Genomic DNA, 14,427 nt, shown 5'->3' with positions numbered 1-14,427 from the left:
AAGAGCGTTCTTTTTGCCAAAAAACGCCGCCTCCGGCGACAATCCTCAGCGCTCACAAAGCGCCAGCTGAAGTCGCCGGCCGGGAGGGCGGCGGTGGCCCCCCCCCTCGCTGTAGCGCCGCTGGCTCCTCCGTAGGACACGGATTCAGCCGATTACGACCTGGATTTGAGTTTTCGCACAGCCTGGGTCGATAGCGCACCAATACGTCCATCCCGATAAAGCCGATCTTGTAGTGCTTTAACGCGCTGTCCCCGCCGCGCGTAGATACGCCTCCAACCCGCGCTCACGGCTTTCCACGAACGTCTCACCGGTCGCCGCGTAATCGACGATGCGGTCCGGGCGGAAGTTGCGGAAGTCGCCACGCAGCCGGCACCACGCGCCCAGCGTCCACGAGCCGCCCCAGAACGCCAGGCACAACGGTTCGACCTCGCGCTCGCTGGTGCGCGCGTCGTTGTCGCGGTAGTTCATGCGCAGCACCTGCGCCGCCGTCACCGCCGCGTGCAAGGCGTCGATCAGGCCACTGTTCTCCAGGCGGTGGACCTGCGGCGCGAAGATGCGCGTGCGTTCGCTGCGCTCGCGCAGCTCCGGTGGCAACACCGCCTCGATCTTGAGCAGCGCCGCCGCGGCCTCGCGGCCCAGGCGAACGCCGCCGAATGCGCGCACGAAACGCGTGCCGACCACCAGCGCTTCGAGCTCGTCGGGCGTGAACATCAGCGGCGGGATGTCCGAGCCCTTGCGCAGCAGGTAGCCGACGCCGGCCTCGCCCTCGATCGGCACGCCCGAGCGTTGCAGGTCGGCGACGTCGCGATAGACCGTGCGCAGGGAGACGCCGAGCGTTTCGGCCAGGCGCTGCGCGGTGATCGCGGAACGGCGGCCACGCAGGGCATGGATCAGCAGGAACAGTCGGTCGGCGCGGCGCATGCGCCATGATCGCGCGGGCGACCACGGCACTCAATGCACAACGGTGCGATCGGCGATGCCGGTCTCATGCGCGCAGCTCCGAGCGTGGCGTCGGCGCCAGGCGCAAGCGTTGCGGCGGTTGCCGCAGACCGTCCATCAGCGCACGGGCGATGACCTCGCGCCATTGCGCATCGGCGACCAGTGCCGCTTCGTAGCGGTGGTGCGCGTCGACGTCGGCAAATCGCGCAAACCACACCAGCACCGGCTCGCCCTCGCGCACCGGCAGGCGCGGGTAGGTGTTCGCGCTCGGCTCGGTGAGATAGATCGCGATCAGCTCGGCTCCGGCCGCCTGCAAGCGCGGCGCCAGGGTCTGCTCGAACACGGCGAGAAAACCCTCCGGTGCCGGTGTGTCGAGCGCACAGATGCCGGCTTCGATCACGCCCGCGGCGGCGGTGCGGCCGGTGCCCGGTCGCATGTCGGTGGCCGCGGCGAACCCCGCACCCGGCCGCGCTGGTCGCAGCAGCAGCACGTCGTCGTTGTCGAGCAGGGTGGCGTTGGCGGCGTCGCGGTGGCGCCGCCAGCTCGGGCCGTCGTAGAAAGCGGTCAACGCGGCCGCGCGCGCCGGCATGTCGGCGAAGCCGCGCAGCCAGACGAGGCGGTCGGGCGCATCAAGGTCGCGGAACTGGCCGAGCAGGTGCATGCCGACCGCTTCCTGCGGTTCGATGAACTCGCGCTCGAACAACGCGACGAGGTCCTCGCGTCGTCCAGGCTGCAGCGTGTACTGGCGCAGCTCGATCACGGCATCGTCGTGAACCAGGCGACCGGCATCGTCGAGGCGGCGGAACCACATGTGCCAGTTGGTTTCCCAGCTGCGGCCACCGTCGAGCGAGAACGCCTGCTGCCAGTGCGCGGCATTGGCACCGATCGCGTCCCAGGTGAAACGCGCCAGTACCGGCCGGCCCTCGTGTTCGAGGTGGCCGTAGAACGTGCCGACCCCGCCCTCGAAACGGCCGATCACCGGCGCGTCCAGCACGCCGTCGTGGTTGCCGGCCCAGTAGATGCTCCACTGCCGCGACTCCGGCTGGAACAGGCGCAGGCTCATGCCGATGAAGCGCCCGCCCGGTGCGGCGTCGAGGCCCGGCGGTTGCCACTGGCTGACGAAGTCGTCGATGTTGCCCAGCCCGCCCAGCACCGGCTGGCAGACCTGGCTGGCCTCGAAGGTTTCCCAATCGTCACTGCCGACCAGGCGCTGGTGCAGGCGCTCGTTGCGGATCTGCCAGCGGCCGTGCAGGAAATCGAAATCGTGGCGGCCGTCGTCGATCACGACCGGCGCGTGGTGGACTGCTGCGTTCATCGTCGTGCGTCCTCTCGTCTAACCGATGCGGGTCATCTGCATGACCCAGTTGGTTTCCCAGCTGCGGCCGTTGTCGGGCGACAGCGCCTGCTGCCAGTGCACGCTGTCGGCGGTGATGCGCGACCAGGTCGCGCGCGACGGCAGCATCCGGCCTTCGTGCGCCTCGCTGCCCTCGAACACGCCGACACCGTCGGCAAACGCGCCGACCAGCGGCGGCTCCAGCACGCCGTCGCGGTCACTGGCCCAGTAAACGAACCACTGCCGCGTCTGCGGCCGGTACAGCCGCAGCGCGAAACCGGTGATGCCGCCGCCCCAGGCGGTGACGTAATGGTCGACGCTGCCGAGGCCGGCCAGCACCGGCCGACATTCGTCGGTGGCCTCGAACTCGTCCCAGTCGTCGCTGCCGGCCAGGCGCCGGCGCAGGCGGCGGTTCTGCACCCGCCAGCGGCCGTGGTAGAAGTCGAAGTCGTGGCGGCCGTCGCGCGTCGGCGTGGCCGGCGGTGAAGACGCCGTCGTCAATCCCGCCAACGTCGGCACCGTTGCGTGCGCACCCGCCGCCAGCGCCAGCGCCGCCGCGTTCACGCCCACGCCCCACTGCAGGATCAGTCGTCGTTGCCGGTCCATCGTCGCACCCGTTGGCGTGCCGATTGCACGCGTACAGGCTGCGCCGGGGCTGCTGCCAACGGCCTGTCAGCAGCGTTTCGGTGTCGATGAAAGGCGGCCCGGCTGCGCGGCAACCGGGCCATCGGCGACAATGGCGGCCCTTTTGTTGTCGGTTGCCGTCCCATGTCGACCCCTTCGCCGCATTCGGTCTCGCTCACCCGCTACCTGATCGAGGAGCAACGCGCTGGCCGCATCAACGCCGATGCGCGGCTGCTGATCGAAGTCGTCGCGCGCGCCTGCAAGACGATCTCGATCGCGGTCGGCAAGGGCGCGCTCGGCGGTGTGCTCGGTGATGCCGGCACGGGCAATATCCAGGGCGAGGCGCAGAAGAAGCTCGACGTGCTCAGCAACGAGATCCTGCTCGAGGCCAACGCCTGGGGCGGCCATCTGGCCGGCCTGGCCTCGGAGGAGATGGACCACAGCCAGCCCATTTCGGATCTCGCCCCCGACGTCTACCCGCGTGGCAACTACCTGCTGCTGTTCGATCCCCTCGACGGCTCGTCCAACATTGACGTCAACATCTCGGTCGGCACGATCTTCTCGGTGCTGCGTTGCCCCGAGGGCGTGACCCAGGCGCAGGACGAGCATTACCTGCAGCCGGGCACTGCCCAGGTCGCCGCCGGCTACTGCACCTACGGCCCGAGCACGATGCTGGTGTTGACCATCGGCAACGGCACGCACGCGTTCACCCTCGATCGCGAGGTCGGCAGCTTCATGCTGACCACGCGCGGCATGCGCATTCCGGAAGAGACCCGCGAGTTCGCGGTCAACATGTCCAACCAGCGTTTCTGGGAAGCGCCGATGCAGGCCTACGTCGGCGACCTGCTGGCCGGCAGCGAAGGTCCGCGCGGCAAGGACTTCAACATGCGCTGGGTCGCCTCGATGGTCGCCGACGTGCACCGCATCCTCACCCGCGGTGGCATCTTCAGCTACCCGCTCGACAGCAAGTGCGCGGCCAAGGGCGGCAAGCTGCGGCTGATGTACGAGGCCAACCCGATGAGCTTCCTGGTCGAGCAGGCCGGCGGCGCCGCCAGCACCGGCCGCCAGCGCATGCTCGAGGTGCCGCCGACCGGCCTGCACCAGCGCGTGCCGGTGTTCCTCGGCTCCCGGCACGAAGTGGATGCCGCCGTGCGCTACCACCACGAGCACGACGCGCGCGGTTGACCGATGGTTGAAAACGCCCGTGCAGGACGTTTTCAACATCGCCAGTCCGGTACACGCAGGACTCGCTCGCGCGGCGTCGCGACACGCGACACGCAACACGCAACACGCAACACGCAACACGCAACATGAACATGATTGGCGCGCTTCGTGCTTGCACGAGCGTGTGCATCTGCCTGCGTTTCGCCGTCATTACAATGACCGCTCGTCGTCACCGCTCTCGTTGATAACTCTGCCTGTCGGCGATCGCTGTACCCGATCAGGCCGCACGGCGCCCAGGCGAGGTGGGGGAGATGTCGAACGAAGGACCGAACGAAACCGCAACCAGAGCATCCAGCGGCCGCGAACTCATCTATGTGAGTCGCAATGGCGAGCGCGCGATGGCGATGGCCCGCCTGCAGCACCTGGGCTGGAACCTGCGCCGTGCCAACGACGCGCGCGCCGTGCTGCGGCTGCTGCAGCGCGCGCCGCAGCAGCCGCACGCGGCCCTGCTCGACCTGCGCGACGGCTTCAGCCAGCACGACCTGACCGAATTCGGCGCGGCGTTGTCGGCCACCAACGTCGGCTGGGTCGCCGGTGTCGACGCCAGCCAGCTCGACGAGGAGCTGGTGCGTCAGCTGATCCGCGATTACTGCTACGACTACGTGACCCTGCCGTGCCCGGAGGCGGTGCTCGACACCGTGATCGGCCACGCCCACGGCATGGCCGTGCTGACCTGCGAGCACGGCGACGGCACCAGCGAGGCCGGCTTCGACGGCATGATCGGCGAAAGCCCGGCGATGAAGGTGCTGTGCCGGACGCTGCGCAAGGCCGCACTGACCGAGGCGCCGGTGTTCATCGCCGGCGAGACCGGCACCGGCAAGGAACTGGCGGCGATGGCGGTGCACCGGCACTCGCGCCGGCACGCACACCCGTTCGTGGCGATCAACTGCGGCTCGATTCCGCACAGCCTGATCCAGTCGGAACTGTTCGGCTACGAGCGCGGCGCCTTCACCGGTGCGCAGCAGCGCAAGCTCGGCCGCATCGAGATGGCCAACGGCGGCACGCTGTTCCTCGACGAGATCGGCGACCTGCCGCTGGAGAGCCAGGCGTCGCTGCTGCGCTTCCTGCAGCAGGGCAGCATCGAACGGCTCGGCGGCCACGAGCAGATCCCGATCGACGTGCGCATCATCTCGGCCACCCACCACGACCTCGACGCTGCCGTCGCCGACGGCCGCTTCCGCGCCGACCTGTACCACCGTTTGTGCGTGCTGCGCCTGCAGCAGCCACCGCTGCGCGACCGCGGCAGCGACATCGACCGCCTCGCCGACCACGCGCTGCAGCGCTATTCGCAAGAGGGCCAGCGCACGCTCAAGGGTTTCGCGCCGTGCGCGCGCCACGCCCTGCACAGCCATCCCTGGCCCGGCAACGTGCGCGAGTTGATCAACCGCGTGCGCCAGGCCGTGGTGATGGCCGAAGGCCGCCTGATCACCGCCACCGATCTGCACATCGACAGCGCGGCGCTGGCGGCGCCGCCGACCCTGGACGAGGTGCGCGACACGGCCACCCGCGACGCGATCGAACGCGCCCTGCAACGCAACCGCGGCCGCCTGGTCGATGCCGCGCGCGAACTGGGCGTGTCGCGCGTCACCCTGTACCGGCTGATGCAGCGGCACGGCCTGCGCATGGCCGAACCGGGCGCATCCAACACGATCAGCGCGGCGTGAGGCGCGGCCTCAGGCGGCGTGAGCATTGGTCACGTACAACGGCCATGTCAGGCCGTGCTGTGATCGCAACAACGCTCAGCGCGGCGTTTGCCGGGTCAACAGCGTATCGGCGTGGCGATGCACCACCCGCCAACCCGCCGGTTCGCGCCGGAACACGGTGGTCACCCGGTAGTCGCGCTTGCTCTCATTGGCCTTGCCGGGGACGTGGAAGCGGATGTGCTCGTACTGCACGACGTACGCGAAATCGCCGCTCACCGCGACCTTGACCCGTTCGTTGGTCTGCGCGCCCTTGGTGTACTGCGCGCTGGCCCAGTCGAGCCGGGCGCTGACATTTTTCCAGCCTTTCTCGATGCCGCCGCCGGCACCGCCGGTGAGGGTGACGTCCTGCGCGTGCGACCACAGCGCCTTGACGGCGGCGGGCCGCCCGTTGTGGAACTCCACCTGCGCCGCGTCCTGCTGGATCAGCGTCGCCTGAAGGTCCGCCTCGGCCGTCGGGGTCTGCGCGGCCAGGAATGGGACCGCCACCAGGGTCAAGCCCACCGCTGCGGCAAGGGCCGTGAGGACACAGCGAAGGTTCTTCATGTCCCGCATCCCGTCATTGATCTGCTGCGTGCGCGGGCGATCAGTACATCCGCGAGGCGTGCAGGCCGAACACGAAGTTGGGTGCGTCCGGGGTCAGGCCCGCGGCGAGCTGGCCGTTGAAGATCCAGCCCGACGGCAGCGTGTAGGTGCCACCGATGTTGAACGCGGTGCTGTTGCTGGAGCTGCCGGGAACGCGCAGCTCCTCGCCACCCGGCGCACGGGTGTGGGTCGCCGCCTGCAAGGCCGATGACACGCTGAAGCTGACAGCGGAGCGGTCGTTGAGCGCGATCGCCAGGCCGCCGCTGAGCTGCAGGGTGTGGCCCAGCGCCACCTCGGCCGGCGAAACCTGGTTCAGCACCGGCGAGATGTCGTCGAAATCCTCCGGTTTGCTGTAGGTGTAGCCGAGGTTGCCGAACAGGATCACCGGGTCGTAGCTGCGCAGCACCGACACGTTGGCGGTCGCGCTCCACAGGCCGGTGCCGGTCGGCAGGTCCTCGGGCAGGATCAGGTTGGTGTTGTCGTCGTTGGCCTGGATCAGCTTGAGCCCGAACGGGTCGCGCCCGCTCGGCCCGCGCACGCGCACGCTGCCGACGATGTCGGGCCAGCGCGCCGTCTCCTTCACGAACTGGTAGTAGGCCGCGATGCTGGCGTCGCCGATGCCGTTCGAGCTCAGGTTGGCCTCGCTGATCTGCGAGGCGGCACCGCCGGCGCCGCCACTGACGAAGCGGCTGTCGCGGTAGACGTAGGGCACGCTGGCCTCGAGGCTGAGGCGGTCGGTCACGCCGAAACGGCCGGTGAGGTCGATCGTGTAGGTGGTGGCCTTGGCCTGGTCGAGGTTGATCGTGCCGAGGAAGATCGCGTCCAGGGCGAGGAAGCCACTGAGCGCGAGTTGGCGGCGGTCGTAATAGCTGTAGCTGAAGCCGGCGTCGAAGGTGAACTTGCGCTCGAACAACGGCGCGTGCTCGCGCACCACCAGCGCCTTGTCCTGGGCACGGCGCGCCTCGTCGTCCTCGCGCTGCACCTCGCCGATCTGTTGCACCGGCGCGGCCGGGTCGGTCTGCTGCGCCACGGCAGCGGCCGGAAGCGCCGGCGCGGTGGCAGGAGCGGCCGACTGGGCCGCCAGCGCGGTCGGTGCCGTCGCGGGCTCCTGCAGGCCGCGGCCGCGCTGCTGGGCCAGCTCGACCTGCCGCAGCTGCTGGCGCAACTGCGTCAGCTCGCTCTGCTGCTGCGCGACCTGGGCATTGAGGCGGTCGAGCTGGGCCTGTATGCCCGCGGACACGTCCTGGGCGTGGCCTGCCGGCACCGGGAGGGCCAGGGCGATGGCCAGAAACAGCGGGGAAGCGTGCAAGCGCATGACGTCAGCTCCGTGGGTCCGTGGCGCGTCCTGCGGCGACGCCGTGCCCAGGTTTCAACGCGGCAGTTGCTGCATTCCGGCCAGCGCCTGCTGCACGCCCAGCTGCTGCAGGCAGTGCGCCGGCAGCCCGGTGGTCAGCATCTGCAGGTGCATCCAGTTGCCGCCGACCTGGTCGTTGCCGGCGATGCGCGCGGCCTGGGCGATGCCGCCGTCGCCGCCGGCGTTGAGGCTTTGTCCGACGAAGCCGCCTGGCCCGTTCACGCCGACCTGCACGCCGCCACCGGAAAAACTCACCACCGCCGTGGTCGCGCCGGCGCTGTGGCTGCTGTGGGCGGCGCCGTTGAAGTCGCCACCGGCCATTGCCATCGGCCGGAAGCTGATCGAGGCCACGTTGGACATGCGGTTGCCATCGCCGGCGATCTGCACGACCTGGCCGATGCCGTTGACGGCGAGGCCGTCGCCGCCGACCGCGCTGGCGTTCGCGGCGGCCGTCGCTGCAGCGGGATCACCCGCCACGGCGTCGCTGTGGCTGTCGATCTGCACGTTGAAGCCGGTCGCAGTACGCTCCACCTGCAAGGTACCGCCCGCGCTGGCCTGGCTGCCGTCGGGGCCGCGCCAGTGCGAGACCAGGTCCACGCGCAGGCCGACCAGCATGTCGTTACCCAGGTACTTGCCGGTGACGGTGGCGAGGGTGGCGTCGTCGACCAGGACGCCGTCGACCACCGCCGTGTCGATAGGGGGTAGGGCGGCCCCGGCTGACACCGGAGCCGCCGCTACCACGAGGGTCACAAACAAGGCTAGGGGGAGTTGGCGATTGTTCATGAGGGCCCTCGATTCGAGATCGGTACCGCACACGCTGTTCAAAACAGGTCCATCCGCACCAGGCCGAACTCGACCACCGGTGCCGGCGAGGTCGCGCTGTCCAGCGCGCCCATGCGCTGGCGCAACGCCAGCGAGGTGCGGTCGTTCAACAACGGCGAATCACTGGCCATCGGCTGGTCGTCGAGCACCGCCAGCACGATGCCGTTCCAGTCCTTGACGAAGTCGTTCTCGTACACCACGCGGTGCCCGAGCGCCGGGTCGGCGATGAACACGCGCCCGGCCTGCGCACCCTTCACCAGCACGAAGTGCCGGTAGCCGCGGATCTCGACCAGGGTGATCACCGGCATCTGCAGGCGGTACAGCGCTTCGGCGTCGATGCGGAAGCCGTGCGCGCGCAGGCCGATGCTCTCGACGTAGCGTTTCATGTCGAGCATCGAAAACCCGTTCTTCACCACCTGCTGCGGATCGGCGCCGACCATCATGCGTTTGATCAGCTCGGTCTCGCTGACATCGGCGTAGCCGTAGCCGTAACGCAGCAGCGTTGCCAGCGCCGCCGTGCCGCAGCTGAAGTCGTAGCGCTGCTGGGCCATGTTGCGGTAGCGCAGGTCGCGGAACGTGCGCACCTGCTTCTGGATCGGCACGCTGCCGATGCGGCTGGCATCGATCACGGTCTGCGCCGGCACCGCGGTCGCGGTCGCGGCCAACAGCGCGGCCGCCGTCCACAGGCGCAGCTGGCGGCAGTACCGGCGGATTCCCGACTCCATGGTGGTCAACTCCGTGACGAGTGGCGATGGCGAACCCCGCAACCGCCCGGGCGGCCCCACGCCGCCCGGTGGTTGCAGGCACGGCGTTACGGGCAGGTCACGCAGCTCGAGGCGCTGGCGATCGCCAGGCTGTTGTGCTGCAGGTTGCCGACGCCGGCGGCCACGTTGACACCGAGGTTGCCGGTGGCACCGGCCAGCGCACCCATGCCGAGCGTGGCATTGAGCGTGTGCTGGGTGCCGCCTTCGGTCTCGATGCTGTTCCAGTAGGCTTCCTGCGCACTGTCACTGGTGGCGTAGGCGACGGTACCGGCGCTGTTGGTCGAGGCCGCCAGTGCATTGGACTGGGCGTTGCCGACACCGGCCGCGACGTTGACGCCGATGTTGCCGGTGGCGCCGGCGAGCGCGTCGTCACCCAGGCTGGCGTTCCATTCGGTGTAGACGATGCTGTTGGGCAGCGTGGCGTAGTTGGCGTCGCTCTTCTGGTCGGAGAAGATCATCGCCGAGGCGTACACGCCCGGGTCGTCGCCTTCGGCCAGGGATTCCGGATGGCCCGGGTCGGCGTCGTCGACGGAAATGATCGACGACAGCGCGGCGTCGTTGGACTGGGCATTGCCGACGCCGGCGGCGACGTTGACGCCGATGTTGCCGGTAGCGCCATCGAGCGCACCTTCGCCAAGGTCGGCGTTCATGAAGTTCTCGCCGGTGGCGTAGTTGCCGGAGCCGTGGGTCAGCTGGCTCTGTTCGACCACCGCGCCGGAGCGGGCCGAGACCGGGATCTCGCCGTAGATGAAGACCAGGCCCTCGGTGTCGACATGGTCATGGATGATGGTCCAGTTCTCGAGGTAGGCGTCGTCGTCGTCCGGTACCGTCTGGGCCAGCGCCGGGGCAGCGAACAGGCTGGTCAGCGCGAGGGCGAGCAGGCTGTGGTGCAGTTTCATGGCATTACTCCTGTTGATGGTTACCACGTTCAAAACGCGCCCCCGGGCAGCTGGAGCACGATGGCGTTGGTCGAGGCGTTGCCGACCCCGGCCGTCTGATTGACCTGCACCACGCCCTGGCTGCCGCGGAAGGCGCCGCTGTCGATGCGGGCTTCGCGGATCGCGGGCGGGGCGGCAGTCCCCTCAGTTGCGGTATCGCCGGTGACTGCCGCCAGGGCGGTGTCGTCGAGTCCGGCGATGGCGTTGGCGACCGTGACGGCGTGGCCGTCGCCGATCGCGAACAGGTTCAGTTGTGCGTTGCCGCTGCCGGCGGCCTGGTTCAGCGACAGCGCGCCGCTGCTGCCGGCGAAGGCCTGGCCGTCGATCCGGGCATGCGCGGCGCGGCGGCGGTCGCCGGCCACCGTGCGTTGGGTGGTATCCAGGCGGGTCAGCCCCAGCGAGCCGGCGGCGACGGCGATCGCCGCGAGGTTGGCCTGGGCGTTACCGACACCGGCGGCCTGGTTGACCGCGCTGCGTCCGCTCAGGCCGGTGGCGGCGCCGTCGCGGATGCGGGCGTGGTCCGTGCCCACCGCGGCGGTCTGCGCCGCGGCGGGCATCGCGAGCAACAGCCCACTGACGCAGAGCACCGCGCGCAGGCGCGCGCTTGCCGACCGCGCGCTCATGGGCCGCGTCCCTGCGTCGCCCCCATCACCGGCGCCAGGCTGCGGGTGATGGTGCTGCCGAGGTTGCGGGTGGCGCCGCTGACGGCCCCGCCGATCGAGGCGCCAGGCATCGCAGAGGGGCCCCGTGCCGTGCCGGCGCCTGCCATCGGCTGCGCGCCGAGCAGGGACAGGCTGCGGTCGAGCGCCGCCGGCGTGGCCGGATCGGCATTGACGCCGGCCGAACCACGCTCGCCGAGCGCGTCGTCGCCGACCAGCAGGCCGATGCTCTGCCCGAGCGTGTCGTGGAAGACCTCGCCCGGGAACGTGGTGGCCTGCGCCTGGATCGGGTGGTCCTCGACCGGCACCGGCCGGTAAGCGACGCGCGGCTGGACCTGGCGGATGACGATCAGGCGCTGGTCGGAAAACCGGTCCTGCTCCGCAGGCACCGCCGTCGGTTCCTGCGCCTGCAACGCGCCGGCACACAGGCACAGTGCAGCCAACGACAAGGCAAACGGTCGGCGATCGCGGCGGGCGGCATGTACGACAACGGGCATGGTCGATTCCCTCGGGCCTTGCGCAGCGCCAACGCCGCGGCAAGCAGCCGGACTCGACGCGAGTTCCATGCCAAACTCACAACTTGTTGTTTTTATTTGTTTTTATACGGATTTCGCCGCACGCGACCGCGTGAGTGCAGTCAAAACGATGCAGCGCTGAAACCGCAGCACGCGGCCGCGTCTGCCAGCCGTCACCCATCCCGGTATCGGCACCGCGCCCTCGCGGTGCCCAGAGCACTCGACGCACCCGCGCTCGCGCCGGCGTCGCGCGTTGCGTTTTTGCATCCCTTTTTCGGCGTGCGAGGATGGCCGCTTTCCTCCCGCATTACGTAGAGCCGCGCATGCCCGCCGTCGCCCACGACTTCATCGAGGTCTATCCGGACCTGCTCGACCGCGCCCACTGCGCCGCGCTGATCGCCCGTTTCGCCGACAGCGCCGACACCGTGCCCGGCCGCGTCGGCGGCGGCGTGATGCCCGAACTCAAGGACAGCCACGACCTCACCATCAGCGGCCACGACGCCTGGCGCGATGCCGAGGAGCTGTTGAACCGCGCCGTGTTCCAGGGGCTGGTCGCCTACCTGCGCCGTTACCCGCACACCCTGATCGCGCCGCTGATGCTGGAAACCCCGGGCGAAGACGGCAAGAACCATCGCCTCACCCCCGAGCGACTGGCGGCGATGGACGACGCCACGCTGGCGCCGATCGTGCAGACGGTGCTGCGTCCTGGTGCGATCAACCTGCAGCATTACAGCGCCGACCGCGGCGGCTACCCGTACTGGCACTGCGAGCTGTACCCGCGCGATCCGCGTGCCGAGACACTGCACCGGCATCTGCTGTGGACGCTGTACCTCAACGACGACTTCGCCGAGGGCGAGACCGAGTTCCTCTACCAGCAGCGCAAGGTCGCGCCGTGCGCCGGCAGCCTGCTGATCGCCCCGGCGGCGTTCACCCACACCCACCGCGGCAACCGTCCCAAGGGCGGCGACAAGATCATTGCCACCAGTTGGATCTTGTTCCAGCGGGCCGAACAGTTGTTCGGCAGCCGGTAACCTTTCGCGTTTCAACGCTCATCGCTGAAACGAGCATGTCGGCCGCCCTGCGCTTCTCATTAATTAGCCGACCCGAATGTTGTTTCATGCAGGAGCGGCTTCAGCCGCGAGCTTTTCGCATGTGCAGGGGGCATCCAAGCTCGCGGCTGAAGCCGCTCCTACAACGATTTACTCGAGGGCCGGATCGATCGCGCAGACTCGGCCCACGCTTACCGTGCTCGGCGAGCTCTACGGAGCCAGATCAACCCAAATCACGACAACGGCTGCCGTTACTCATGCCGCGGATGATTCAGCACCAGCCAGTACAACCCCACCTGCTTCACCGCCCACACGAACTGCTCGAAATCGACCGGCTTCTGGATGTAGCTGTTGACCCCAAGCGCATAGCTGGCCTCGACGTCGAACGGCTCGGCACTGGTGGTCAGCACCACCACCGGCAACGTGCGCGTGGCCTCGTGCGCACGGATCGCCTGCAGCACCTCGCGTCCGTCGATCTTGGGCAGGTTGAGGTCAAGCAGCACGATCGACGGCAGATCGTCGAGGCTGCGGTCGCTGTGCTTGCCGCGCGCGAACAGGTAATCCAGAGCCTCGGCCCCGTCGCCCACCACCACCAGCCGGTTGGCGATCTTGGCCTCGTCAAAGGCAAGCCGGGTCAACTCGACGTCGTCGGGATTGTCCTCGACCAGCAGGATTTCCTTGTGCATCAACTGCGTTCCTCCGCCATGATGGCCGGCAATTCCAGCGTGAAGGTGCTGCCGCTCTCGGGTTGCGACTGTGCATGCAGATGGCCGTGGTGGCGCTCGGCGATGCGTTGCGCGATCGCCAGGCCGAGTCCGTGCCCGCCGCCCTGGTCCGGCCCGTGCAGGCGCTGGAAAGGCTCGAACAGCTTGTGCGCATAGCGCATGTCAAAACCGATCCCGTGGTCACGGATCTGCAAGCGCAACGTGTCGCCGTCGCGCTCGCCGCTGATCTGGATGCGGATCGGCTCACGCTCGCGCGAGAACTTCCAGGCGTTGTTCATCAACTGCCCCAGCAGCAGCTTGAGCAAGCGCTCGTCGCCCTGCGCGACCAGGTCCGACTGCACGTGGATCTCGGCGCGTCGCTGCGGTTCGGCATCCTGCAGTTCGGCGCCGACCCATTCGGCGAGCAGGCTCAGGTCGACCCGTGCCGGCTCGAGTTCGGCACGGGTCACGTACGACAGCTCGTTGAGCGCGCTGAGCAGCGCGGTCATGCGCGCGGCGGCGGCGCGGATGCGCGCCAGGTAATCGCGGTCGGTGTCGTCGAGGCGCTCCTGGGCGCGGTCGGCGAGCAGTCCGGAAAAACTCTCGATCGAGCGCAGCGGCGCACGCAGGTCGTGCGCGACCGCATCGGCGAACAGCTGAAGTTGCCGGTGGGACGCATCGAGCGCGGCATGCTCGGCATCGACGCGCGACTGCAGCGCCTCCTCGGCCGCACGCTGCGCGCTGACATCGCGCAGTTGCACCAGCAGGTACAGCGCCTTGCCACCCTGGTCGCGCACCACCGCGACATGGGCGTGGGTCCAGATCGTCTCGCCATTGCGATGCAGGTAACGCTTGGGCGCATCCAGCATCGGAATGCTGCCGTCGATCAATCCCTGCAGGAACGACTGCGTGAGCAGCAGGTCATCGGGATGGGTGAACGCCGAGGTCGGCCGGCCGACCATGTCTGCGGCGGCGTAACCGAACATGCGCTCGAACGCGGGATTGACCTCGACCCAGCATCCCTGCAGATCGACGATGGCCATGCCGAGACCGGATGCGGCCATCGCCAGCCGGAAGCGGTCATCTCCGGATGGTTGGGCCGCGGTATTGCTCATGGACATGCACGCATTGCTGTTTACGCCAGTGTAGCCAAGAGCATCGTGACAGGCTGGTGCAGGCAGCGTGAAGCGCGGCGGTATGACCGTATCCCGCACAAT

15 protein-coding genes are annotated in these 14,427 nt (G+C 68.9%); 3 read left to right on the top strand and 12 right to left on the bottom strand.

Annotated features, from left to right (window positions below; translation table 11 throughout):
- Positions 1-237: 237 nt before the first annotated feature.
- The 3 genes from ACFOLC_RS15155 to ACFOLC_RS15145 form a co-directional block, all read right to left on the bottom strand.
- Positions 238-921 carry a helix-turn-helix transcriptional regulator gene (locus tag ACFOLC_RS15155; protein ID WP_386760100.1) on the bottom strand — a complete coding sequence of 228 codons (684 nt, stop codon included), beginning with the start codon at positions 919-921 and terminating at the stop codon, positions 238-240.
- Between the two features lie 64 nt (positions 922-985).
- Complete coding sequence (locus ACFOLC_RS15150; protein WP_386760099.1) at positions 986-2,254, bottom strand: NIPSNAP family protein; 1,269 nt, start codon at positions 2,252-2,254, stop codon at positions 986-988.
- Between the two features lie 18 nt (positions 2,255-2,272).
- Positions 2,273-2,878, bottom strand: a complete 606-nt coding sequence (locus tag ACFOLC_RS15145) for a hypothetical protein (protein ID WP_386760098.1) — start codon at positions 2,876-2,878, stop codon at positions 2,273-2,275.
- A gap of 162 nt (positions 2,879-3,040) precedes the next feature.
- Here ACFOLC_RS15145 and ACFOLC_RS15140 point away from each other — a divergent pair, with 162 nt between their 5' ends.
- Complete coding sequence (locus ACFOLC_RS15140) at positions 3,041-4,081, top strand: class 1 fructose-bisphosphatase (protein ID WP_386760097.1); 1,041 nt, start codon at positions 3,041-3,043, stop codon at positions 4,079-4,081.
- A gap of 290 nt (positions 4,082-4,371) precedes the next feature.
- A complete protein-coding gene (locus tag ACFOLC_RS15135; protein ID WP_386760096.1) occupies positions 4,372-5,784 on the top strand; it encodes a sigma-54 dependent transcriptional regulator in 1,413 nt (470 codons plus the stop codon).
- 75 nt (positions 5,785-5,859) lie between these two features.
- On the opposite strand, the gene ACFOLC_RS15130 is transcribed toward ACFOLC_RS15135, so the two are convergent.
- The 7 genes from ACFOLC_RS15130 to ACFOLC_RS15100 form a co-directional block, all read right to left on the bottom strand.
- Positions 5,860-6,366: a YybH family protein gene (locus ACFOLC_RS15130; RefSeq protein WP_386760095.1), complete on the bottom strand. Its 507-nt coding sequence runs from the start codon at positions 6,364-6,366 to the stop codon at positions 5,860-5,862.
- Positions 6,367-6,406: 40 nt separating this feature from the next.
- Positions 6,407-7,720 (bottom strand): hypothetical protein, encoded by a 1,314-nt coding sequence (locus tag ACFOLC_RS15125; RefSeq protein WP_386760094.1) that lies wholly within the window; start codon positions 7,718-7,720, stop codon positions 6,407-6,409.
- A 54-nt stretch (positions 7,721-7,774) separates the two neighbouring features.
- The gene (locus ACFOLC_RS15120) at positions 7,775-8,443 is read right to left on the bottom strand and encodes a hypothetical protein (RefSeq protein WP_386760093.1); all 669 of its coding nucleotides are present in this window, start codon (positions 8,441-8,443) and stop codon (positions 7,775-7,777) included.
- 137 nt (positions 8,444-8,580) lie between these two features.
- A complete protein-coding gene (locus ACFOLC_RS15115; protein WP_386760092.1) occupies positions 8,581-9,306 on the bottom strand; it encodes a C39 family peptidase in 726 nt (241 codons plus the stop codon).
- Positions 9,307-9,392: 86 nt separating this feature from the next.
- Positions 9,393-10,244, bottom strand: coding sequence for a hypothetical protein (locus ACFOLC_RS15110; protein WP_386760091.1), 852 nt, complete (start codon positions 10,242-10,244; stop codon positions 9,393-9,395).
- A 29-nt stretch (positions 10,245-10,273) separates the two neighbouring features.
- Positions 10,274-10,906 carry a hypothetical protein gene (locus ACFOLC_RS15105; RefSeq protein ID WP_386760090.1) on the bottom strand — a complete coding sequence of 211 codons (633 nt, stop codon included), beginning with the start codon at positions 10,904-10,906 and terminating at the stop codon, positions 10,274-10,276.
- Positions 10,903-11,439: a hypothetical protein gene (locus ACFOLC_RS15100; RefSeq protein ID WP_386760089.1), complete on the bottom strand. Its 537-nt coding sequence runs from the start codon at positions 11,437-11,439 to the stop codon at positions 10,903-10,905. Before ACFOLC_RS15100 ends, ACFOLC_RS15105 begins: the two co-directional genes overlap by 4 nt.
- Positions 11,440-11,780: 341 nt before the next feature.
- Here ACFOLC_RS15100 and ACFOLC_RS15095 point away from each other — a divergent pair, with 341 nt between their 5' ends.
- Positions 11,781-12,488, top strand: a complete 708-nt coding sequence (locus ACFOLC_RS15095; protein ID WP_386760088.1) for a 2OG-Fe(II) oxygenase — start codon at positions 11,781-11,783, stop codon at positions 12,486-12,488.
- A 269-nt stretch (positions 12,489-12,757) separates the two neighbouring features.
- Here ACFOLC_RS15095 and ACFOLC_RS15090 read toward each other — a convergent pair whose 3' ends face one another.
- Complete coding sequence (locus ACFOLC_RS15090; protein ID WP_386760087.1) at positions 12,758-13,192, bottom strand: response regulator; 435 nt, start codon at positions 13,190-13,192, stop codon at positions 12,758-12,760.
- Complete coding sequence (locus ACFOLC_RS15085; protein ID WP_386760086.1) at positions 13,192-14,331, bottom strand: sensor histidine kinase; 1,140 nt, start codon at positions 14,329-14,331, stop codon at positions 13,192-13,194. Before ACFOLC_RS15085 ends, ACFOLC_RS15090 begins: the two co-directional genes overlap by 1 nt.
- Positions 14,332-14,427: the final 96 nt, after the last annotated feature.

This window comes from Lysobacter cavernae (assembly GCF_042648505.1).
GTDB lineage: Bacteria > Pseudomonadota > Gammaproteobacteria > Xanthomonadales > Xanthomonadaceae > Lysobacter_L > Lysobacter_L cavernae.
The sequence above is the reverse complement of the archived record's forward strand: the minus strand, read 5'-3'. Positions and strand labels throughout refer to the sequence as shown.